Genomic DNA, 20193 nt, shown 5'->3' with positions numbered 1-20193 from the left:
GACGGGTGCCCGGTCAAATCCCTGACAGCTCAGCCGAGTTCGTGGGCATAGGGTGGCTCGGCGCCCGCCCGGGACACCGTCACCGCGGCCGCCCGCGCCGCGAAGGAGAGGATGTCGCGCCACTGCGCCTCGCTGAGGGCTGTCATCGACGCAGCGTCCAGCGCGTCGTGGGCCGAAAGGCGGTGGAGCAGCGCCGCGTTGACCGTGTCGCCCGCGCCGATGGTGTCCGCCACGTCCACCGGCACCCCTGGCACCGTCACCTCGCCCGCCCGCGTGAAGGCGGTCAGGCCTGCCGCCCCGCGCGTGACGACGACGGCCGACGGGCCCTGGCCGAGCCAGGAGGCGGGGTCGCCGCCGAGCCACCGGCTGTCGTCGTCGGACAGTTTCACCAGCGTGGTGCTCGCCAGCCAGGAGTGGAAGCGCGCCCGGTAGGCGGCGGGGTCCGGGATCAGGCCGGGTCGGATGTTCGGATCGAGGGCCGTGCACAGGCCACGCGCGTGGGTGCGGTGCAGCACCTCCTCGTACGCGCTCGCCCCCGGTTCCAGGACCAGCGAGCAGGTGCCGAACGACACTGCCCGCGTGTCGTACGGGAGTTGGGCGGGCGCGGCGAAGAGGCGGTCCGCGGTGCCGTCGACGTAGAAGGAGTACCCGGCCGAGCCGTCGGGGCCCACCGAGGCCACCGCGAGCGCCGTGGGCTCCGCGCCCCGCTGCACGTACGACACGTCGACTCCCGCCGCGCGCAGACCGGTCAGCAGTTCCTCGCCGAAGGCGTCGCGCGAGACGCGGGACAGGAACGCGGTGCGCTCGCCGAGCCGCCCCAGTGCCACGGCCGTGTTGTACGGGCCGCCGCCGCGCTTGGGTGTGAGGGCGGCGAGCGCCCCTGCGGATCCGGACTGCTCGGGTTCGGGGCCCTCGGGTCCGGGCCGTTCGGATCCAGGCCGCTCGGATCCGGGCTGCGGGACGAGGTCGATGAGGGCCTCGCCAGTGACGACGATCAAGGGTCGTGTCCCTTCGGGGAGTTGGGTCCTTTGGTGTGTCCGGATGCCCTGTGTTCGCGTCGGTCCGGACGGGGTGCGGTGGCCGGGGGAGCAGTGAAGCTATCACGTGCTAGGTTGCGCTGCGCAGGGCGTACGCGAACGGCCGCCGACCCGCACGACGCCCCGCGAACCGCGTTCACGACGTCGAGGAGTCATGCCGCATGCCGCACGTCACGCACCGCGCCCCGCAGGCCACCGCGACACCCGCCGCCGACCGCTCGGCGCCGCGCCACCACGTCCGGCCCGCCGCGGGGAACTGGTGCAACGACCCCAACGGGCCGCTGTACCACGACGGCCGCTACCACCTGTTCTTCCAGCACAACCCGCACGCCGCCGTGTGGGGCGACATCCACTGGGGCCACGCCTCCAGCCCCGACCTGGCCCACTGGAGCGACCACGGCGTCGCCCTCGCCCCCGGCCCCGAGCGGCCCGACCGGCTCGGCGCCTGGTCCGGCTGCGCCGTCGTCGACCACGGGGTCCCCACCGCCGTCTACACCGGCATGAACCGCGACGACGGCATCGGCAGCGTCATGCTGGCCCGCGCCGTCGACCCGGACCTGACCCGGTTCGACGCGCTGCCCCGGCCCGTGGTCGACGGCCCGCCGCCGGGGCTCGACCTGCTCGCGTTCCGCGACCCGTACGTCTTCACCTTCGAAGGCCGCCGCTGGGCCCTGATCGGCGCGGGGCACCGCGGCACGGCGCCGCGCCCCGACGTCCTCCTCTACCGGATCACCGGCGACACCCTCGACTCGCCCTGGGAGTACGCCGGTTCACTCCTCGACGCCGCCGCACCCGCCGCCGCCCGGCACGCGATGCCGGCCACGGCCTGGGAGTGCCCCGCCCTGTTCCCCGTGGGGGAGGGGCGCTGGATGCTCGTGCTGTCCCTGTGGGTCGACGGTGTCACCTACACCGCCACCCACCTCACCGGCACACTGCGTCCGCACGGCGACGGCCTGCGCTTCCTGCCCGAGAGCGGCGGACTCCTCGACCACGGGCGGGACTTCTACGCGCCCACCGCACTCGTCGAGGCCGACCGCACCCTGGTGTGGGGCTGGAGCTGGGAGTCGCGCACCGAGGCCGAGTCCGTCGCGGCGGGCTGGGCCGGCTGCCTCACCCACCCCCGCGAACTCGGCCTGCACCCCGACGGCACCCTGCGACACACCTTCGCCCGCGAACTGACGGCGCTGCGCGGCGAGGAACTGCCCCCGGGTGCACCGCTGCCTCCCGCGTACGAGATCCAGGCCGACGTCCGCGTCCAGGAACCGGACACCGAGGTCACGGTCCACCTGGGCGCCACCCTCACCCTGCGCGCCAACCCCACCCGCGGCACCCTCACCCTGGACCGCACGGGCGCGCCGGCCTCCGCCGCACACCCCCGCCCCCGCACCGACATGGTCACCGCCAGCGGGCCGACCGGCACCGGCGGACGGCTGCGGATCCTGGTCGACGGGCCGCTGGTGGAAGTGGTGTGGGACGAGCGGGTCGCCCTCACGGAGAAGGTGTACCCGGCTCCGGAGGGCACGTGGCAGGTGTCGGTGACACAGGGCGGCGCGGACGTCGACGCGACGGCCTGGGAACACCCGTGATGCGGTGACCGCGGACGCTCAGGCGTCGGCCGGAGCCGCCACCGAGGCGCGCGCGACGACCGGGCACTCCAGGCGCCGCACGCGCCCCGCGGCGACCGGTTCGCCGGACTCCACCGCGTCGAGCAGGGTGTCCACGGCCGTCGCGCCCATCGCGTGATGCGGCAGCGCGACGGTCGTCAGGGCCGGGACCAGATGAGCCGCCATCTGATCCTGGTCGTCGTACCCGACCACCGAAAGCCGCTCCGGCACGGAGATGCCCAGTCGGGCGGCGGCCAGCAAAACCCCTGTCGCCACACGGTCGTTGGCGCACACCACGGCCGTCGGCGGCTCCGCCACGTCCAGCAGGCGCAGCGCGGCGGCGTACCCCTCGTCGATCTGCCAGCCGACCCGCAGTCGCCGCCGCGCGGGCACCTTGACGCCCGCCGCGCGCAGTCCGTCGGCGAAGCCGAGGGCGCGGTCGTCGGCGGCGATGTTCCCCTTGGGGCCGCCCACCAGGGCGATGTCCCGGTGCCCCGCCGCGAGCAGCACGTCGACGGCGCCGCGCCCGCCCGCCCGCTCGTCCGTGACCACGGCGGCGTACGAACCCTCCTTGCGGGCAAGGCAGTTGGCGAGCACGGTGCGCGCCGGGTCCAGGCCCTCGGGGACGTCCGTCGCGTTCAGCTCCATGGCCGCGTAGACGAACCCGTCGACGCGGCGTGCCCGCAGCTCGGCGACCGCCTCGGCCTCCGCCGCGCTGTCACTGCCCGACTCCATCAGTAGCACCTGATGGCCGCGCGCACGCGCCGCCTCCATCGCGCCGAGCACCATGCGCCCGGCGAACGGGCTCGTCGCGATCGAGTCGCTGAGCATCCCGATCACCCCCGTACGCCGCGCGCGCAGCGACCGCGCCACCTCGTCGGGCCGGTAGTCGAGCGCGTCCGCCGCCTCCTTGATGCGCTGCTGCGTGCGGGCCGACAGATTCCCCTCGGCCCGCCCGCTGAAGACGAACGACACGGCTGCACGCGAGACGCCGGCGAGCTGGGCGACGTCACGGGCGGTGGGGCGCTTCACGCGGGGCTCCTTCGGGGCCTGGTGTCCGGCCCGGCACGACGAGGTGTCCGGCCGGACAGGGCGATGGGGCTCCAGTGTGCCGGATGCCCCGAAGCCGCCTCACCTCACGGGTAGTACGGCGTGTGCGTGATGGAGGAGACCTTGAGGTAGCGGGCGCCGTCGGCGGTGGCCCAGGTGGAGGCGTCGGGGTTGCCCGGCCAGTCTCCGCCGACCGCGATGTTGGCGATGAAGTGCATGCCCGTACCCGCCGGGGTGCGGTACCAGGTGGTGCCGGTGATGGTGCCGTCCACGGCGAAGTCGATGTGATCGGGGAACCAGCTGAACGAGTACGTGTGGAAAGCGTTCGTCCAGCCGGACGCGTTCGTCGTGGAGAACTGCTGCTGGGCGTTGTTGGCGTCGTGGGAGGTCTGGTGGACGACGTTCGGGTTCTGTCCCACGATCTCGGCCGCGTCGAACTCCGGCAGCCACGGATTCAGGTACGCCGCCCACACCGCGGGCAGCAGCCCCTGCCCGTTCGGCATGTTCGCGGTGAAGCTGTACGTGCCGTACCCGTACAGCGCCGTCGACTCGACCCGGCCCGCGTAGTAGAGGCCGCCCCCGGCGTTGTACGCCTTGATCACCAGCGTGCCGCCCTCGTACCAGACGCAGTCCGGTGTGTAGGTCTCCAGCTCGTTGTTGGCGGTCCACCTTCCGCTGATCTTGTTCCAGGAGTCGACGGTCACGGGGGCGCCCCACGAATCGGCCCGTGCGGACTGTGCGCCCAGCATCAGTACGGGCGGCGCGGCCAGGGCGGCGCCGAGTATGCGCCTGCGGCTCGGCCTGTGCGGTATGTCGGTCATCGCGGCTCCATTGCTTGGATGAACGAACGGGCGTGGGAGCGATCCCACGCCCCACTTGTCGCCGGACTGTAGGAGTCCGTTCGCCAGTTGGCAAGACGGGGCGCGGAAGTCGGCACGTGCCTTTGGAAGTTGAATCCGCTGCGCGGACGCTGAAGCCGCCGTGCTGCCGGCTGCCTTCCGTTCGGGGTGTTCCTGGTGTTCCTGGTGGTCCTGGTGAAGGATCCGGTGGGCCCTGGGTGCCCCGCCGCACGCGAAGGCGGCGGCAGGGGCACGGGGCGCCGCTGGGTCAGGAGAACTTCGCGGCGAGCGCCACGACCGCCTTCTCGAAGACCTCGGCGGGCGGGTGGGTGATACCGGCTCCGATCATGCCGATGCCCGGTTCCTTGTGCGCGATGGCGGTGTTGATGACCGGCAGGATGCCCGTGTCGAGCACCTTGCGGATGTCGATGCCGGTCGGCAGGCCCTGGAAGTCCAGGGAGGGGATGGTGATGTTCGGGTTCCGCGCGGTGGTGATCTCGCCCATCTCGCGGGTGTGGGCGAGGGCTTCCTCCACGGTGCCGCCGACGAGCGCGACGATGGCGGGGGCCGCGGCCATGGCGAAGCCACCGAAGCCGTACGTCTCGCTGATGGCGCTGTCCCCGATGTCGAGGCCGGAGTCCTCGGGGCGGTAGCCGGCGAACATCGGGCCGACGACCTTCTGGGCGGGACCGGTCAGCCAGTGGTTCCCGGGCAGGCCGCTGACGCGCAGCCCGAACTCGACGCCGTTGCGGGCCATCGTGGTGACGATCGTCGAGTCCTCGATGCCGTGCGCCGCGTCCAGGGCCGCCTTGGCCATGGCCAGCCAGGTCGGCCCGGAGAAGTAGTCCGAGCTGGCGATGAAGTCGAAGACGTCCTTCTGCTGCTCGGCGGAGAAGCCCGTTCGCACCATGCGGGGCGCGAGTTCCTGCATGAGCAGCAGGCTCCCGGCGATGTTGCGGTTGTGCGCCTCGTCGCCCATGTGCAGCGCCTGGGAGAGCAGCAGCCGCAGGTCGATCGGGCCGCCGATCTCCATGGCCTCCTTGAGCATGGGGCCGAGGACGTCCCGCATCCAGATCAGTCGCTCGACGACCGAATCGTCGTTGGCCCCCATGCGCAGGATCTTCGACATCTGCTCGGAGAGGTTGGTGTACGCGCGGTTGCCGTGCGTCTCGTTGTGCAGGACGTGCATGTACATCGACGCCGAGGTGACTCCCGCCATGGAGCCCACGCAGTCGTGTTCGTGGCAGGGGGAGAAGGTGATCCGGCCGGAGGCCGCGACGTGTTCGGCCTCGGCGAGGTCGGCGGCCAGGCCCTCGAAGACGATGGCGCCCAGTACGGCGCCCTTCATCGGGCCGGACATCTTCTCCCAGGTGATGGGAGGCCCGGCGTGGATGATGGTGGTCGGGGTCATGCCGGGGACGACGTCGATGGCCCGGCCGAAGCCGATCAGCATCGGCTTCGCGCTGGTGATCCGCTCTACCGCCTCGGCGTTGGCGGCCTCGATGCGTGCGGCGATGTCCGGACGCGCGAGGTGGTCGAGCGCGGCGATGACCTCGGGCTTGCCGTTGCCCGGCGGGACCCAGTCGACCGTGGTGACCTTGGCGTTCTGGGCGGCGATGTCCTCCTCGAACATGGCGAGGCCGACGTTGACGACGTTCAGTTCGGCGCCGAAGAGGCGGGTGATGGGGGTGATGGGGGTGCTGGTGGGTGTGCCGTCGGACGTGCTGGTGTGCGTGGTCATGCGCGGGCTCCCTCGCTGATGATGGCGCGGGCGTACTGCCCGGTTTCGGTGCTGCTGCGGGTGACGGTGACCCCCGCGCCCTCCAACAGGGCGATCTGTGCGGAGAGTTGGGGGTCGTCCTGGTCGGTGCCGAGGACATAGCCGACGATCTCCAGGTGGCGCCCGGCCGCGGCGGCGACGCTCTTGGCCTCGGCGATCGCCGGCAGGCTCACGCCGACGGGGTCCTCGTGTGCCCCGTACCCGAGGACGAAGTCCAGGACGACGACGGCGACTTCGGGGTCGCGGGCCTCTTGCAGCAGGCGCTCCAGGCGCGGGAACGGGTCGATCATCGGGTGCGGCCGGCCGTTGGTGAACTCGTCGTCGCCGAAGTCGAGGAAGGTGTGGCCCCGGCTCTCGTCCTTCGCGCCGAGGACGCGGTCCGGGGTCTTCTGGATGTTGCTCCAGACCTCGTCGACCCCGGCGTCGAGGAGTGCGTACATCGACTCGTCGCACAGGGTGCCGCCGCAGAACAGGCCGCGGACGTACCGCTGTTGGGGGTCGAGCTTTGCCCGTACCGACGTGACGCGATCGGTGTCGAGGCCCGGCACGGCGGCCTCCGGGTCGCTGGTCAGGCGCACCGCCTGGAGTGCGGCGTCCTGGCTGTCGGCGGCGTAGTGCCCGCCCGCCTCGGTGACCGCCTGCTCCGATCCGCCGACGAAGTACACGACGACCGGCTTGCCCGCGGTGGCGATCTCGGCGAGCACCTTCCGCTCGACCGCCGGGGCGGGGGGCTTGGAGACGAGGACGATCGCCCGTGTCCGCGGGTCGGCGGCGAGGGCGCGGATGGCGTCGATCATCATGACGCCGCCGACCTCGGCGCTCAGATCGCGCCCGCCGACGCCGATGAGCTGGGATATCCCGCCGCCGATGGCGTGCACGCGCACGCTGACCTCTTGCGACCCGGTGCCGGACGCGGCGACGATGCCGACCGGTCCGGGGCGTACCGCGTTGGCGAAACAGAGCCCGACGTTGTTGATGATGGCGGTGCCGCAGTCGGGACCCATCATCAGCAGGCCCTTGTCGTGGGCCAGGGTCTTCAGCGCGATCTCGTCGTCGAGTGCGACGTTGTCGCTGAACATCATGACGTGCAGATCGTTGTCGAGCGCCGTGCGTGCCTCGCGGGCCGCGTAGGCACCGTTGACGGCGATGACGGCCAGGTTCGCCGTCGGGTCCGCCTTGGCGGCGGAGACGAGGGTGCGGTGGGTGACCCTCGACCCGCCGCTTGCCGGGGCCTTGCGCTGGAGGAGCTCCTCGATCCGGGCGAGCGTGGCCTCGGTGTCGACGCCGTCCCCGGTCACGGTGACGATCATGAGGTCACCGTTGCCGGCCGCCTCCAGCTCCGCCGTGAGCAGGTCGAGGTTGCTGAGCACCTCCTTGTTCTTCGCGGTGGCCATGGCGACGAACGCCTGCTCCACGCCGTCGAGTTGGTTCGCCTTCGTCGAGATCGACATCAGCGACACCGAATCGAAGTACGTATTCTTCTTGATCACTGCGGTGGCGTTCACATGGAACCTTTCAGTTCTGCTTCCAGGCGGAGTCCGGTCAGCAGACCGGACAGGAGGTCGGCCCCGGAGGTGTGGCCGATGGCGAGCACGCGGTCGACCGGTGGCCGCAGGCGGCGGGACAGCTCGGCGGGGGCGGGCGACATGCCGGGCGCCACCAACTCGTCGGGCGTGAGCAACAGGTGCAGCAGGTCGAGCAAGCTCTGTCGCGCACGGCCGCGCAGCGCTTCGCGCAGGGTGGTCCGGCTCAGCCGCGTCGTGCGGTCGGGGAGGCGGTCCAGTACTTCGTGGGCGGCGGTGACGTAACCGGGTATGCGGCTGCCGGGCTGGGCGGCGAGGAGCGCGAGTCCCGTCAGGAAGTCGTCTCCTGACGGGGTCAACCCGGGGCCCAGGCCCAGTAGTTGGGTGATCGCCGCGCTCGTGCCCGGCCCGTCGCCCGCGAGCACGGAACGGTGCAGCGCGTCCTGCCCCCGGCGCAGCTCCGCCCCCATCGCGGCCTCGAAGGTGTTCGCCGAGTCGGGCGGTGTGCGCATGCCGCCGCGCGCACCGTGCGCGTCGAGCAACTCCGCGAGGACCCCGGCCCGTACGGCCAGTTGGTGCCCGGTCAGCCGCAGCGGGACCGGTTTGGAGTGCCATTCCCGAGGGCCGGGCGTCAGCACCACGACGTGGCGGGTCGGGGCGCCGAGGGTGATCGCATCGGTGGCCAGTGTGACGGGGGTGCCCGCCCTGATGCCCCGGGCCTGCCAGTCGTCGACGTCGACGCGCATGCTCCACGGTGCGTCGTCGAGGGTGCGCGCACACAGGGAGACCAGCTCGTCATCGCAGCTCAGAAGGTTGATGACATGAGTGAACGCACTCTCTACGTGCCCGGTCAGCCGCCCGTGGCGCAGGCGTGCCAGCAGGTTGCCGTCGACGGAGAGTGCTGTCAGGGGCGGCGGGGCGGGCGGTGTCATGGGCGCCACCTTCTTGTGGGTGAGCTTCTGGCCGAACCCTAGCCCATTTGGTATACCATTTCGAGGGTGCTGCCTCCCGGGAGCACGGGGAACGGGAGCACGGAACGGAGAGGGGAGTCACCATGCGAGTGGTGGTCGCACTGGGCGGAAACGCCCTGGCCCGTCGCGGGGAACCCATGACGGCCGACCGGCTGCGCACCAACGTGAGGTCGTCCTGCGACGCCCTGGCGGGGCTCGCCCGCGAGCACGAAGTCGTCATCACTCACGGAAACGGGCCGCAGGTCGGCCTGCTCGCCCTGCAGAACCTGGCCTACCAGGACGTCGCCGCCTACCCGTTGGACATCCTCGGCGCCGAGACGCAGGGCATGATCGGCTACGTCATCCAGCAGGAGCTGTCCAATGCCCTCGCCGGTGAGCGCGAGGTGACGGCCGTGCTCACCACGACGCTGGTGGACGAGAACGATCCGGCCTTCGAGCAGCCGACGAAGCTCATCGGGCCGACCTACTCGGCCCAGGACGCGGCCGAGGCGGCGGCGGAGTACCGCTGGACGATCGCGCGGGACGGCGACACCTTCCGCCGCGTCGTGCCCTCGCCCGACCCGGTCCGCGTCCTCCAGGCCCCCGACATCCGCCTCCTGCTGGACAACCGGCGGCTCGTGGTGTGTGTCGGCGGCGGTGGTGTGCCGGTGAAGGCCGACAGCGCCGGCCGTACGAGCGGTGTGCAGGCGGTGGTCGACAAGGACCTCGCCAGCGCGGCGCTTGCGGCGGAGCTGGGGGCCGACATGCTCGTCATGCTGACGGACGCCGAGTACGTCAGCGAGAACTGGGGCACGCCCGAGCAGCGGGACATCAAGACCGCCTCCAGCGAGGACATCGGCGAACTCACCTTCGCCGCGGGCTCGATGCAACCCAAGATCGACGCCGCCGTCCGCGTCGCGCGCGCCGGTGGCCGTGCCCTCATCGGCCCCCTCGACCGGCTCGACGACCTGCTCGCCCGCAAGGTCGGCACCGAGATCCGCGGCGACGTCGCGGAGGGCATCGTCTACGACTGACCCGCCGGTCGGTCCACCTTGTGGGCGCGTGCCTCCTGCTGTGCCCGCCCGGTCTCCAGGTGGCGCAGCACGAGTGCCTCGACCCCGGCGACGTCGCGCCGCTCGATGGCCTCGTAGAGCAGCCGGTGTTCCTCGGCGACCTTCGCCAGGTCGTCGTGCTGGCCGAGCAGCCAGCGCATCCGACTGCGCAGGGTCAGCTCCAGCTCGTCGAAGACGTGATTGCCCGCGAGTTCCGTGGCGCACTCGTGGAATTCGGCGGCGATCCGGCGCGCGGTCACGGCGTCTCCCGAGGCCGCGGCGTCGAGTTCGGCGTCGAGCACGGCGCGCAACTGCTGAAGCCCGGCACGGGTGCGCCGCTGCGCCGCCAGCTTGAACGTGACGGTCTCCAGCGCGAAACGCACCTCTTGGAGATCGGCGATGTCGCTCTTCGTGAACTCGCGGACGACGGCCCACGTCCGGGGTCGCGGCGTGACGAGCCCCTCCGCGACCAGCGCCTTCAGCGCGTCCCGCACCGGCACCCTGCTCACGCCGAGCTCGTTCGCCAGGTCCCGCTCGACGAGCTTGCTGCCCTGCGGGCGGGTGCCGTTGATGATGTCGTCACGGATCTGCCGCGCGATCCGCACCGACTCGGCCTCCCTGCCCTCTTCCGCTGCCATCCGGTCCTCGCGCATCCCTTCGGTATATCAATGCCTGAATTGGTATACTATTCTAGGCTCTCTTGAGCCCCTTGCTTCCCACGGCCCACCGGAGTTACCTTCGGAGCTGTTCCGCAATCGATTGTGGAACAGTTCCGAAGGTGTCGGAACCGAGCCCCGGAACCCGACCCACGAACCAGGTGAGGCCCCATGCCCCGCGTCACCATCGCGGACATCGCCAAGGAAGCCGGCGTCAGCAAGCCCACGGTCTCCCGTGCGCTGAACGGGCATCCGGACGTCGGCGCCGAGACCCGCGAGCGCATCCAGCGGATCGCCGCCGACCTCGGATACGCGCCGAGCGCCAGCGCGCGCTCCCTGCGCACCGGCAGGCACGACACGCTCGGGCTGCTCATGCCGCTCCAGCAGTGGTGGGGCTACTCCGACATCCAGTACGGGATCGCCGAGGAGTCCGCGCGGCGCGGCCTGCACCTGATGGTCCACCCGCTGCGGCCGGGCGAGCGCGCCGAGCGCGAGTTCGTCACGCAGACCCTGCCGACGCTGCCCGTGGACGGGCTGATCCTGCTGATGCCCGAGGGCACGCCCCGGCACATCGGCGCCATCGCACACACCAGCATGCCCTCCGTGGTCATCGACGACCGCGGCCACCGCCTCGACCTGCCGTACGTCGAGAGCACCAACCGCGCCGGTTTCCGCGAAGCCGTGCTGCACCTGGTGCGGCACGGGCGGCGGCGGATCGCCTTCGTGGGCGGGCAGTTGAACGACGCCTTCGCCCAGGAGCGCTTCGAGGGGTACCTGGACGCCCTGCGCGAAGGCGGCATCCCGTACGACCCGGACCTCACGCTGCTGCCGGCCGACCGCGAGCCGACCGCCGACGAGATCACCGAACTGCTCGGCACCGACCCGGACGGGCTCGCCGTGGCCTGGGACGAGATCGCCTTCTCGGCGCTCAACGCCCTGCATGCCGCCGGCCATCGGGTGCCCGACGACGTCGCCGTCATCGGGTTCGACGATTCCCCCATCGCCCGTGTCATGCAGCCGCCGCTGACCACGGTCCGCCAGCCGTTCCGGCAGATGGGCGCGGCCGCGGTGCGGATGCTGCTCGACTCCATCGAGCACGGGCGGCCCCCGGCCCACTTCACCGTGCCCACCGAACTCGTGATCCGCGACTCCTGCGGCAGCCACGAGGACCAGTAACAGCCAGTCCGACCAAGCAGTGAGCCCCATGGCTCAAGGCAGTAAGCCCCATGGCTCAAAGGAGAGTTGTGACCATGTCCGCCCCCAGCAGTGCCGCACCCGGCGCTGCCCCCGCACCACCCGGGGGCGACGCCCGCGAGCGCGTCCCCGGCACCTTCGTCCTCGTCCACTTCCTGGCCCTGCTCGGCGCCTGGATGGGCGTACTGGTGCCGTCGCTGATCTCCGTCGCGCTCAAGGTCGAGCGGATGGACGCGGCCGGCAAGGTGGGCGCCCTGTCGCTGGCACTCGGCGCAGGCGCCCTGGTCGCGCTCGTCGCCAACCCGCTGTTCGGCCTGCTCTCCGACCGCACCACGTCCCGGTTCGGCGCCCGCCGCCCCTGGATGGTGATCGGCACGGCAGGCGGCTTCGTGGGGATCGTGGTGATCGCCTACGCGAACAGCACCTGGGAGATCGTCGTCGGCTGGTGTCTGGCGCAGTGCTTCTACAACGCACTGGTGGCCGCAATCTACGGCGCCCTCGCCGACCAGGTGCCCGAGCGGCAGATGGGCTTCGCCTCCGCGGTGCTCGCCCTCGCCAACCCGCTCGCGACGCTCGGCGGCACCTTCCTGGTGGACTCCCTCAACACCTCGACCATCGCGCTGATGCTGGTCCCCGCGCTCGTCGGGGCCGCCCTGATCGTGCCGTTCCTGCTCTACGGCCGGGACCGCCGCGTCAGCAAGGAGCAGGTGCCGCCGCTGACCGCCCGCCAGCTGATCGCCTTCCTGTGGACCAACCCGGTGCGCTTCCCGAACTTCGGCTGGGCCTGGCTGAGCCGCTTCCTGATGTGGACCTCGTACGCCACCGTCACCACGTACATGGCGTACTACCTCTCCGACTATCTCGGCCAGAACGACGACGCCGTCACCCACTACGTGTTCATGGGCAGCCTCGTCGCCAACATCTTCATCCTGATCGCGACGGTGCCCGCGGGCCGGATCTCGGACCGGATCGGCCGCCGCAAGCCCATCGTGTTCACGGCCGCCGTGCTGCTCGCCGCCTCGATGGGCGTGATGGCACTGGCCACGTCGGTGACCGGGTTCCTGATCGCGCAGGCGATCGTCGGGGTCGGCATGGGCGTGTACTTCGCCGTCGACATCGCGCTGCCCGCCGATGTGCTGCCCGACCCGAACAACGCGGCCAAGGACCTCGGCGTCATGAACATCGCCGCCACACTGCCGTACTCGCTGATCACCCTCATCGCGCCGACGCTGCTCGCCCTCGGGGACGGCAACAACTACCCCGCGCTCTTCGTCTTCGGTCTGCTCGCCGCGCTCCTCGCGATCCCGGCCGTGCTGCCCGTCAAGCGCCGCTGAGCAACGCCCTCGCCGCACAAGGAAGTTCCGCCATGAACCACCCCTCCGCCCCGTACCTGAACCCCGAACTGCCCGTTGAGCGGCGCGTCGAGGACCTGCTCTCCCGCATGACACCGCAGGAGAAGGCCGGACAGCTCTTCCACACCGCCAACACCCTCGCTCCCGGCGGCCACTTGCTCGCCGAGCCGGACGCGGACAACGGGGTGCGCACCGCGCGCGAGCTGGTCGTGGACCGCCACATCACCCACTTCAACCTCCTCAACGGGACCGACCCGTACGAGATCGCGCTCTGGCACAACCGGCTCCAGGAGCTCGCCGCCGACACCCGGCTCGGCATTCCCGTCACCGTCTCCACGGACCCGCGGCACGGCATGTTCTCCAGCCCGGCGGCGGGCCAGGCCATCGAGCGGATGTCGCGCTGGCCCGAGCACACCGGCATCGGCGCGATCGGTGACGTCCGGCTCGCCGAGGAGTACGGGGAGGTGGTGCGGCGCGAGCACACCGCGCTCGGCATCCGGGTCGCGCTCGGGCCGATGGCCGACCTGTTCACCGACCCGCGCTGGTCGCGCGGTTACGGCACGTTCGGCGAGGACCCGGTCACGGTGGCCAACATGACGGCCGCGTTCATCCGGGGCCTGCGCGGCGGCGAGCGGCTCGGCGCCCGCTCCGTCGCGGCGATGGTCAAGCACTTCCCGGGCGGCGGACCGCAGTTGGGCGGCGAGGACGCGCACGACCCGGCGCACCGCGAGCAGGTGTACCCGGGCGGCCTGGCCCGGCTGCACCAGCTGCCGTTCGACGCGGCGTTCCGCGCCGGGGCGACGCAGGTGATGACGTACTACGGGATGCCGCTCGCCGTGCCGGGCTGGGAGGAGGTCGGCTTCGCGTTCAACAAGCCCGTGGTGACCGACCTGCTGCGCGGCCACTACGGCTTCGACGGGATCGTCTGCACGGACTGGAACGTCATCGAGTCGACCATGCTCTCCGGCGACGTCTTCGAGGCGCACGCCTACGGTCTGGAACAGCTGACTCCGGCGCAGCGGATCGCCCGCGCCCTGGACTCGGGCGTCGACCAGTTCGGCGGCGACGACTGCACGGACCTCGTCCTCGAACTCGTGGACAGCGGCGCCGTGTCGCAGGAGCGCATCGACGAGTCGGTACGCAGGCTCCTGCGCGAGAAGTTCCGGCTCGGACTCTTCGAGCAGCGCACGGTCGACGCCGAGCAGGCGGCGCAGACCGTCGGTTCGGCGCCACTGCGCGAAGCGGGACGGACGGCGCAGCGCCGTTCGTTGGTCCTGGTGAAGAACGCCGACGCCGTGCTGCCGCTGTCCGACCGCACCGGCCTGCGTGTGTACGCGGAGGGGCTGGACGCCGAACTGGTCGCCGAACACGGCCAGTTGGTGCCCGACGTCGCGGACGCCGAGGTCGCCGTGGTGCGACTGCGCGCCCCGTACGAGGACCGGGGCACCGCGCTCAGCGAGTGGTTCCACGCAGGCTCGCTCGACTTCCCCGAGGACGTCGTGCGGCATGTGCGCGGGCTCGCGGCGCAGGTGCCCACCGTCGTGCTCGTCTACCTGGAGCGCCCCGCCGTGCTCACGGAGATCGCCGAAGCGGCGACGGCCGTCGTGGCCGACTTCGGTGCCGAGGACGACGCCCTGCTCGACCTGCTCTTCGGGGCCGACGCGCCGCAGGGACGGCTGCCGTTCGACCTGCCGTCGTCGATGAAGGCGGTCGAGGAGAGCCGCGAGGACGTCCCCTTCGACACGCGCTCACCGCTGTACCGCTTCGGGCACGGCATGACGTACTGAACGCGGGCGCCGCCGATGTCCACCCGGAGGTCCACCCATGGGTCCAGGTGGTCAGCGCCTCGCCGCAGCAGTCTTGAGGGCATGACAACGACCGAGTGGATCACCGACATCGCTCTCATCCTCGTCGTCTTCCGGCAGCTGCGGGAAGGGCGGCTGGACTGGAAGTCCTTCCTCGTCCCGCTGGGGATCGTGGCCTTCGTGGCCCAGCAGTACCTCGACTCCGTCCCGACCGGGGGCAACGACCTGGTGCTGATCGGCACCCTGGTGGCCGCGGGCGCCGCGCTCGGCATCGGGGGCGGCGTCTACACCCGGATCCGGGTCTCCGGGGAGCATCTCCTGATCAAGGCCGGAGCGGTCTCCGCGGTCCTGTGGGTACTCGGCATGGGCGCGCGCATGGGGTTCCAGCTGTGGACCGAGCACGGCGGCGGCGACGACGTCGCCCGCTTCAGCCTCACCCACCACATCACCAGCGACCAGGCGTGGGTCGCCGCGTTCGTCCTCATGGCCCTCACCGAGGTCGTCACACGGCTGGCCACCATCTTCGTCCGCGGCCGCCTCGTCGACCGTGGGCCGCGGGCGCAGCTGACGCGACCGGCTCTGAGCCCGGACCACGGCGCCTGATCGTGGGCTATCGTCGCGCCGTGGCCACAGCTGAGAGCGGTCGGGACGTCGGGTCCGGCCCGGAGTCCGGGCAGCGCCCGGTGGTCCCGCGCAGGGACCCCAGGATGCACGGGGCCGTCACGCTGACGGTCATCGCCTGCGGGTTCGTGACGGTCCGGCCGCTGGGACTCGGCGGCCGGGGCCTGGCGGTCGGCGTCCTGCTCGTGCTGTGTTCGGTGGCGCTGCTGGCCCGGCATCTGCCCGAAGCCCGGTTCGCCCCGCGCGCCGTCCTCGTAGGACTGGCGCTGGGGATCGTCGCGTCGGCCGCGCTGATCGGCGTCAGCAGCACCGGGGCCTGCTATCTGTTCGCGTTCTTCCTCGTCGGCCACATCGGCTACCGCTTTCCTCCCCAGTGGTCGCTCCCGCTGGCCGCGTCGAGCAGTCTCCTGTGCGGCGCGGTGCTCTACTTCGATGTCGGCCCGGGGCATCCGAACCTTCCCTGGGTCCTGGGACTCACCACCGGCGTCCCCGTGGTGGCGGGCATGCTCAGCCGGAGCAAACAGCGCGCGCTGGAAGCGGTGATCGGCGCGGCCGAGTCCTCCGAGCGCGCCGCACGCGCCGAGGCCCGGACCGCCGCGCTGGCCGAGCGCGGCCGGATCGCCCGGGACGTGCACGACGTCCTGGCGCACTCGCTGGCCGGGATCAACATGCAGCTGGAGCTCGCCGACGCGCTGCTGGACACCGGCGACCTGGACAAGGTCCGCGAGGCGAACCAGAAGGCGCACAGCATGGTCAAGGAGAGCCTCAAGCAGGCGCAGTGGACGGTGCACGCGCTGCGTGAGGACGCGCTGCCGCTGGTCGAGACGCTGACCGCGATGCTGGAGTCGTCCGGCCACCGCGACGCGCTCACCGTCACCGGCACCGTCCGGCCGCTGTCGGCACGCGGGACGCAGAATCTGTTGCGGATCGCCCAGGAGGCCCTGACCAACGCGGGCCGGCACGCCCCGGGTGGGACGGTCGCGGTGGAGCTCGCGTTCGCCGGGGCCTCGACGACGCTGACGGTCCGCAACGGGCCCGCCGCCCGTGCGGTGACCGTGGGACTCGGCAGCGGGATGGGACTCATCGGGATGCGCGAGCGGGTCGCCCTCCTGGATGGCACCCTTACTGCGGGACCGGTCGCCGAAGGGCCGGACGCAGGCGGCTGGCAGGTGGAGGCAGTGATCCCCGATGAGTGAACAGGCCGATGGACGGCACCGGTTGAGAGTCGTCGTCGCGGACGACCAGGCCGCCGTCCGCGAACCCCTCGCGGCGGTACTCGCACTGTCCGAGGACATCGACGTGATCACGGCAGCGGCCAACGGCACCGAGGTGCTGAGCGCCGTGGCGGCGGGGCCGGTCGACGTGGTGCTGATGGACCTGCGGATGCCGGAGATGGACGGCATCGAGGCCACCCGCCGGCTGAGCGAGGAACACCCCGGCGTGGCGGTGGTCGTGCTGACCACCTTCGCCGACGACGACTCCATCCTGGCCGCGCTGAGCGCCGGCGCCCGCGGCTACCTGACGAAGAACGCCGGCCGCCAGGACATCCTGCGGGCGATCCGGGCGGCCGCCGCCGGCCAGTCCGTCCTCGACCGCGCGGTCCAGGACCGGCTGCTGGCCACGGTGCGCACCACGGCACCGGCGGCCGCCCCGCGGTCGCTGCCCGCGGACATCACGCCGCGAGAGCGCGAAGTGCTCACGCTCATCGGTCAGGGACTGCCCAACCGCGCCATCGCCGAGAAGCTCTTCATCAGCGAGGCCACGGTCAAGACGCACATCAACAACCTCTTCGCCAAGGCCGACATCCGCGACCGCGCCGACGCCGTCCGCCGCGCGATCGCCGCCGGCCTGGCCTGATCCGGCCCCAACCGGCAGCGCCACGCGTGCGGTTCGGCCGTCCGGATCAGGGCCCGGTGGCCTCCGGCGGGGGTGGTTCGGGGGAGGTGAGCAGGAGACCGGCGGTGCCGGAGATGTCCAGGACCCGGCGGACGGGCCCGCTGACGGCGATCAGGCGCAGGCTGCCTCCCGCGTCGGCGGCCAGCTGTTGATGGCGTACGAGGAGGTTGATGCCGGTCGAGTCGGTGAACGGCACGTCGGCGAAGTCGAGTTCGCAGCGGCGTGGGTGCAAGGGGACCAGCGCGAGGTCGAGGCCCGGCGCGGTGTTCAGGTCGAGTTCTCCGCGCGCGTGGAGGAGGACGAGGTCTCCGGCGTCCACGACGTGGATGTCGAAGGGGGGTGAGGTCGGTGTGCTCATGGTTATTGCTCCTCGGCCTACCCGCTTGAGGTGCGTTGAGTGTTCCATGGAAGCACCGCGCGCACCGTCCTGGCATCAGAACCGACGGAAGGCGGCCAAGGATGCTCGCTGGTCATGCCCTGGGCATATGGCGGAGCGTATCGCCGACGGCGAACAGACGCTTTTCGGCGTGCAGTGGCATATGGCCGGTGCAGGGAGCGCGAGAGGGACTTTCAGGGGCTCGCTCCGGGCCACCAGTGCACGATCATGCCGCGGGCGCTCAACGCAGCCCCCGCGGCATGTTCGTGTACCGGTGCTCGTCGCGCCGCAGCCAGCCCGGCGCCGCCATCGTGCCGCCGTCCAGGTTCAGCGTCGTACCGGTCATGAAGCGGGACTGCTCGGACAGCAGGAACACCGCCGCGTCGCCGTGGTCCGCCGGGTGCCCGAAGCGGCCCACCGGCACCCATTTGCCCACGTGGTCCCCGTACTTGGCGGCGGTCGACGCCCACATCGGGGTCTGCGGGGTGTCGGTGAGGTCGGGCGCGATGCCGTTGACACGGATGCCGTACTGGCCGACCTCCGCGGCCAGCGATGCCGTGAAGGCGATGGCGGCCGCCTTGAACGCCCCGTACACCGCGCTGCCGGGAATGCCCCGCAGCCCTTCCACGGACGACAGGTTGACGATGCCGCCGTGCCCGCGTTCCACCATCGCGGGCAGGAACGCCCGCGTCACCCGCAGGATGTGCAGGAGGTTCAGCTCGTACATGTCCTGCCAGTCCCGCTCCTCGCTGGTGAGGAACGGGCCGGAGGGGCGGAAGTCACCCACGTTGTTCACCAGGAAGTCCGGCTCACCGGCCGCCGCGACCAGGGCGTCGACGGTGGTGCGTGCGCGGATGTCACCGGCCACGACCGTCACCTCGGGGGAGCCGTCGCCGAGCGCCGTCTCGGCCGTCGCCCGCGCCGCGTCGCCCTCCGTGTCGCACAGCACTACGCGCGCCCCGTGATACGCGAGTGCCCGGACGATGCCCGCGCCGATGCCGCGCGCCCCGCCCGTGACCACGGCGGTCCGCCCGGCGAACAGCGGGTGCTCGGGGTCGCGCGGCAGTGCGGACGGCGGTTCGGGTCCTGGCGGGGGAGCGAGGTACTCGGTCACCGGGACAGCCCCACCTTCACGGCGCAGGCCGTCAACTCATCGAGGAACGCGTCCAGGGACGTCGCGTGCCGGGACCCGGACAGCACGAGCCGGTCGGCGCCGAGCGACTCGGCCCACTCGGTCCTGTCCGCCGCGCGCGGCAGCGTCGCTCCCAGCGTCAACTCCACGTCACCGGGATCCCGTCCGGCCTCCCGCGCCGTCTCCCGTACGAGGGTGAGGGCCGCGGTCAGTTCGTCGCCGGCCAGGCCCAGGGGCTGGAAGCCGTCGCCGAGGCGTCCCGCCCGGCGGGCCGCCGCCTCGGAGTGGCCGCCGATGTGCAGCGGCACGGCGCGTCCCGCATGCGGCTTGGGGTAGCTGTGCGCGCCCTCCACCGCGTAGAACTCGCCCTGGAAGGACAGCCCTTCGGGCGAAGTCGACGCCCACAGCTCCCTCATCAGCCGGATCGACTCGTCCGCCACCTTGCCGCGCCGCGCGAAGTCGCCGCCGCACGCCTCGATCTCCTCGCGCATCCAGCCGAGCCCGGCACAGATCCGCAGCCGTCCCCCGCTCAGCCGGTCCAGGGTGGCCAGACGCTTGGCCAGCACGAACGGATTGTGGTTCGGCAGCACCAGCACGCCGGTCGAGAGGCCGAGCCGGTCGGTGCCGGCGGCGAGGTAGGCGAGCAGTTCGAGCGGGTCGGGGTAGGGGAGGTCGTTCGGCAGGGGCAGTCGGCCGTCGGGCGCGTAGGGGTAGCGGCTCTCGGTGTCACTGATCACGACGGCGTGCTCCACAGCGGAGACCGACTCGAAGCCGAGCTCTTCGGCGTGCCGGGCCACGCGCAGCACATCGGAGGGCTCACCGAGGACGCCGAGGTTGACGGGGAGGACGACGGAGTACTTCATGCGCTCTCCTGTGGGGACGGGTGTCAGCGGGAGATGGGCAACGTAGGGCGGGAAGAGGCGAGTTGGAACCCGGACGGTCGGCTCACGTCCGGGACGGCGGTTCCTCGCGGGCGCGTGCGCGGAGGGTGACCTTGTCGACCTTGCCCGCCGCGTTGTGGGGCAGGGTGTCGACGGGGACGAAGGCGCGCGGCACTTTGAAGTTGGCGAGGCGCTGCCGTGCCCAGGCGGTCAGTTCGGCGGCGTCGATCCGGGTGTCGTCCGCTGGGACGCAGTAGGCGATGCCCACCTCGCCGAGGCGTTCGTCCGGTGCGCCGACGACGGCGACGTCGGTGATGGCGGGGTGGCCGCGCAGGGCTTGTTCGATCTCGGCGGGGTAGGCGTTGAACCCGCCGACCAGGAACATGTCCTTGAGGCGGTCGGTGATGATGAGGAAGCCGCGTTCGTCGAGGCGTCCGACGTCGCC

19 protein-coding genes are annotated in these 20193 nt (G+C 71.7%); 8 read left to right on the top strand and 11 right to left on the bottom strand.

All coding sequences use genetic code 11. The annotated features are described in order from the left end of the window. Positions 1 to 29 precede the first annotated feature (29 nt). A complete protein-coding gene (locus tag OKJ99_RS30960; protein WP_326021254.1) occupies positions 30 to 998 on the bottom strand; it encodes a carbohydrate kinase family protein in 969 nt (322 codons plus the stop codon). A 200-nt stretch (positions 999 to 1198) separates the two neighbouring features. On the opposite strand from OKJ99_RS30960, the gene OKJ99_RS30955 reads away from it, so the two are divergent. Beyond that, positions 1199 to 2623, top strand: coding sequence for a glycoside hydrolase family 32 protein (locus OKJ99_RS30955; RefSeq protein ID WP_326021253.1), 1425 nt, complete (start codon positions 1199 to 1201; stop codon positions 2621 to 2623). Between the two features lie 18 nt (positions 2624 to 2641). Here the strand turns inward: OKJ99_RS30955 and OKJ99_RS30950 are convergent, their stop codons facing one another. The 5 genes from OKJ99_RS30950 to OKJ99_RS30930 form a co-directional block, all read right to left on the bottom strand. Next, positions 2642 to 3673 (bottom strand): LacI family DNA-binding transcriptional regulator, encoded by a 1032-nt coding sequence (locus tag OKJ99_RS30950; RefSeq protein WP_326021252.1) that lies wholly within the window; start codon positions 3671 to 3673, stop codon positions 2642 to 2644. Between the two features lie 104 nt (positions 3674 to 3777). Next, on the bottom strand, positions 3778 to 4512 hold the full coding sequence (locus OKJ99_RS30945) for a glycoside hydrolase family 16 protein (protein ID WP_326021251.1): 735 nt from the start codon (positions 4510 to 4512) through the stop codon (positions 3778 to 3780). A 286-nt stretch (positions 4513 to 4798) separates the two neighbouring features. Beyond that, entirely contained in the window at positions 4799 to 6271 is a 1473-nt protein-coding gene (locus tag OKJ99_RS30940; protein ID WP_326021250.1) for a YlbE family protein, read from the bottom strand. After that, positions 6268 to 7815, bottom strand: a complete 1548-nt coding sequence (gene fdrA / locus OKJ99_RS30935) for an acyl-CoA synthetase FdrA (protein WP_326021249.1) — start codon at positions 7813 to 7815, stop codon at positions 6268 to 6270. Before fdrA ends, OKJ99_RS30940 begins: the two co-directional genes overlap by 4 nt. Then, on the bottom strand, positions 7812 to 8765 hold the full coding sequence (locus tag OKJ99_RS30930) for a DUF2877 domain-containing protein (RefSeq protein WP_326021248.1): 954 nt from the start codon (positions 8763 to 8765) through the stop codon (positions 7812 to 7814). The genes fdrA and OKJ99_RS30930 overlap by 4 nt, the downstream gene beginning before the upstream one ends. A 122-nt stretch (positions 8766 to 8887) precedes the next feature. Here OKJ99_RS30930 and OKJ99_RS30925 point away from each other — a divergent pair, with 122 nt between their 5' ends. After that, positions 8888 to 9817, top strand: a complete 930-nt coding sequence (locus OKJ99_RS30925; RefSeq protein ID WP_326021247.1) for a carbamate kinase — start codon at positions 8888 to 8890, stop codon at positions 9815 to 9817. On the opposite strand, the gene OKJ99_RS30920 is transcribed toward OKJ99_RS30925, so the two are convergent. Then, on the bottom strand, positions 9808 to 10473 hold the full coding sequence (locus OKJ99_RS30920) for a GntR family transcriptional regulator (protein WP_326021289.1): 666 nt from the start codon (positions 10471 to 10473) through the stop codon (positions 9808 to 9810). The two genes, OKJ99_RS30925 and OKJ99_RS30920, sit on opposite strands and share 10 nt — an antisense overlap. Positions 10474 to 10662: 189 nt before the next feature. On the opposite strand from OKJ99_RS30920, the gene OKJ99_RS30915 reads away from it, so the two are divergent. From OKJ99_RS30915 to OKJ99_RS30890, 6 genes are all read left to right on the top strand, one after another. After that, positions 10663 to 11667: a LacI family DNA-binding transcriptional regulator gene (locus OKJ99_RS30915; protein WP_326021246.1), complete on the top strand. Its 1005-nt coding sequence runs from the start codon at positions 10663 to 10665 to the stop codon at positions 11665 to 11667. A gap of 74 nt (positions 11668 to 11741) precedes the next feature. Continuing rightward, positions 11742 to 13019: an MFS transporter gene (locus OKJ99_RS30910; protein WP_326021245.1), complete on the top strand. Its 1278-nt coding sequence runs from the start codon at positions 11742 to 11744 to the stop codon at positions 13017 to 13019. 32 nt (positions 13020 to 13051) lie between these two features. Beyond that, positions 13052 to 14824, top strand: a complete 1773-nt coding sequence (locus tag OKJ99_RS30905; RefSeq protein ID WP_326021244.1) for a glycoside hydrolase family 3 protein — start codon at positions 13052 to 13054, stop codon at positions 14822 to 14824. Positions 14825 to 14905: 81 nt separating this feature from the next. Then, on the top strand, positions 14906 to 15445 hold the full coding sequence (locus OKJ99_RS30900) for a hypothetical protein (RefSeq protein ID WP_326021243.1): 540 nt from the start codon (positions 14906 to 14908) through the stop codon (positions 15443 to 15445). A 104-nt stretch (positions 15446 to 15549) separates the two neighbouring features. Continuing rightward, complete coding sequence (locus OKJ99_RS30895) at positions 15550 to 16659, top strand: sensor histidine kinase (RefSeq protein WP_326021288.1); 1110 nt, start codon at positions 15550 to 15552, stop codon at positions 16657 to 16659. Continuing rightward, positions 16652 to 17320 (top strand): response regulator transcription factor, encoded by a 669-nt coding sequence (locus tag OKJ99_RS30890; protein WP_326021242.1) that lies wholly within the window; start codon positions 16652 to 16654, stop codon positions 17318 to 17320. The genes OKJ99_RS30895 and OKJ99_RS30890 overlap by 8 nt, the downstream gene beginning before the upstream one ends. A 46-nt stretch (positions 17321 to 17366) precedes the next feature. Here OKJ99_RS30890 and OKJ99_RS30885 read toward each other — a convergent pair whose 3' ends face one another. The 4 genes from OKJ99_RS30885 to OKJ99_RS30870 form a co-directional block, all read right to left on the bottom strand. Then, positions 17367 to 17717, bottom strand: coding sequence for an STAS domain-containing protein (locus OKJ99_RS30885; protein WP_326021241.1), 351 nt, complete (start codon positions 17715 to 17717; stop codon positions 17367 to 17369). A 259-nt stretch (positions 17718 to 17976) separates the two neighbouring features. Then, positions 17977 to 18849: an SDR family NAD(P)-dependent oxidoreductase gene (locus tag OKJ99_RS30880; RefSeq protein WP_326021240.1), complete on the bottom strand. Its 873-nt coding sequence runs from the start codon at positions 18847 to 18849 to the stop codon at positions 17977 to 17979. Continuing rightward, a complete protein-coding gene (locus OKJ99_RS30875) occupies positions 18846 to 19730 on the bottom strand; it encodes an LLM class F420-dependent oxidoreductase (RefSeq protein WP_326021239.1) in 885 nt (294 codons plus the stop codon). The genes OKJ99_RS30880 and OKJ99_RS30875 overlap by 4 nt, the downstream gene beginning before the upstream one ends. An 82-nt stretch (positions 19731 to 19812) precedes the next feature. Then, positions 19813 to 20193 (bottom strand): AMP-binding enzyme (locus OKJ99_RS30870; protein WP_407700802.1); only part of this gene is annotated, 381 nt, incomplete at its 5' end.

This window comes from Streptomyces endophyticus, assembly GCF_035798155.1.
Lineage (GTDB): Bacteria > Actinomycetota > Actinomycetes > Streptomycetales > Streptomycetaceae > Streptomyces > Streptomyces endophyticus.
This window is presented reverse-complemented; position numbering and strand designations above follow the sequence as displayed.

Excerpts from the sequence above, each read along its gene's own strand:
- OKJ99_RS30945 (WP_326021251.1), bottom strand. The coding sequence starts at position 4,512 with ATGACCGACATACCGCACAGGCCGAGCCGCAGGCGCATACTCGGCGCC.
- OKJ99_RS30905 (WP_326021244.1), top strand. The coding sequence starts at position 13,052 with ATGAACCACCCCTCCGCCCCGTACCTGAACCCCGAACTGCCCGTTGAG.
- OKJ99_RS30910 (WP_326021245.1), top strand. The coding sequence starts at position 11,742 with ATGTCCGCCCCCAGCAGTGCCGCACCCGGCGCTGCCCCCGCACCACCC.
- OKJ99_RS30885 (WP_326021241.1), bottom strand. The coding sequence starts at position 17,717 with ATGAGCACACCGACCTCACCCCCCTTCGACATCCACGTCGTGGACGCC.
- OKJ99_RS30900 (WP_326021243.1), top strand. The coding sequence starts at position 14,906 with ATGACAACGACCGAGTGGATCACCGACATCGCTCTCATCCTCGTCGTC.
- OKJ99_RS30955 (WP_326021253.1), top strand. The coding sequence starts at position 1,199 with ATGCCGCACGTCACGCACCGCGCCCCGCAGGCCACCGCGACACCCGCC.
- OKJ99_RS30940 (WP_326021250.1), bottom strand. The coding sequence starts at position 6,271 with ATGACCACGCACACCAGCACGTCCGACGGCACACCCACCAGCACCCCC.
- OKJ99_RS30890 (WP_326021242.1), top strand. The coding sequence starts at position 16,652 with ATGAGTGAACAGGCCGATGGACGGCACCGGTTGAGAGTCGTCGTCGCG.
- OKJ99_RS30930 (WP_326021248.1), bottom strand. The coding sequence starts at position 8,765 with ATGACACCGCCCGCCCCGCCGCCCCTGACAGCACTCTCCGTCGACGGC.
- OKJ99_RS30915 (WP_326021246.1), top strand. The coding sequence starts at position 10,663 with ATGCCCCGCGTCACCATCGCGGACATCGCCAAGGAAGCCGGCGTCAGC.
- OKJ99_RS30920 (WP_326021289.1), bottom strand. The coding sequence starts at position 10,473 with ATGGCAGCGGAAGAGGGCAGGGAGGCCGAGTCGGTGCGGATCGCGCGG.
- OKJ99_RS30895 (WP_326021288.1), top strand. The coding sequence starts at position 15,550 with ATGCACGGGGCCGTCACGCTGACGGTCATCGCCTGCGGGTTCGTGACG.
- OKJ99_RS30925 (WP_326021247.1), top strand. The coding sequence starts at position 8,888 with ATGCGAGTGGTGGTCGCACTGGGCGGAAACGCCCTGGCCCGTCGCGGG.
- OKJ99_RS30875 (WP_326021239.1), bottom strand. The coding sequence starts at position 19,730 with ATGAAGTACTCCGTCGTCCTCCCCGTCAACCTCGGCGTCCTCGGTGAG.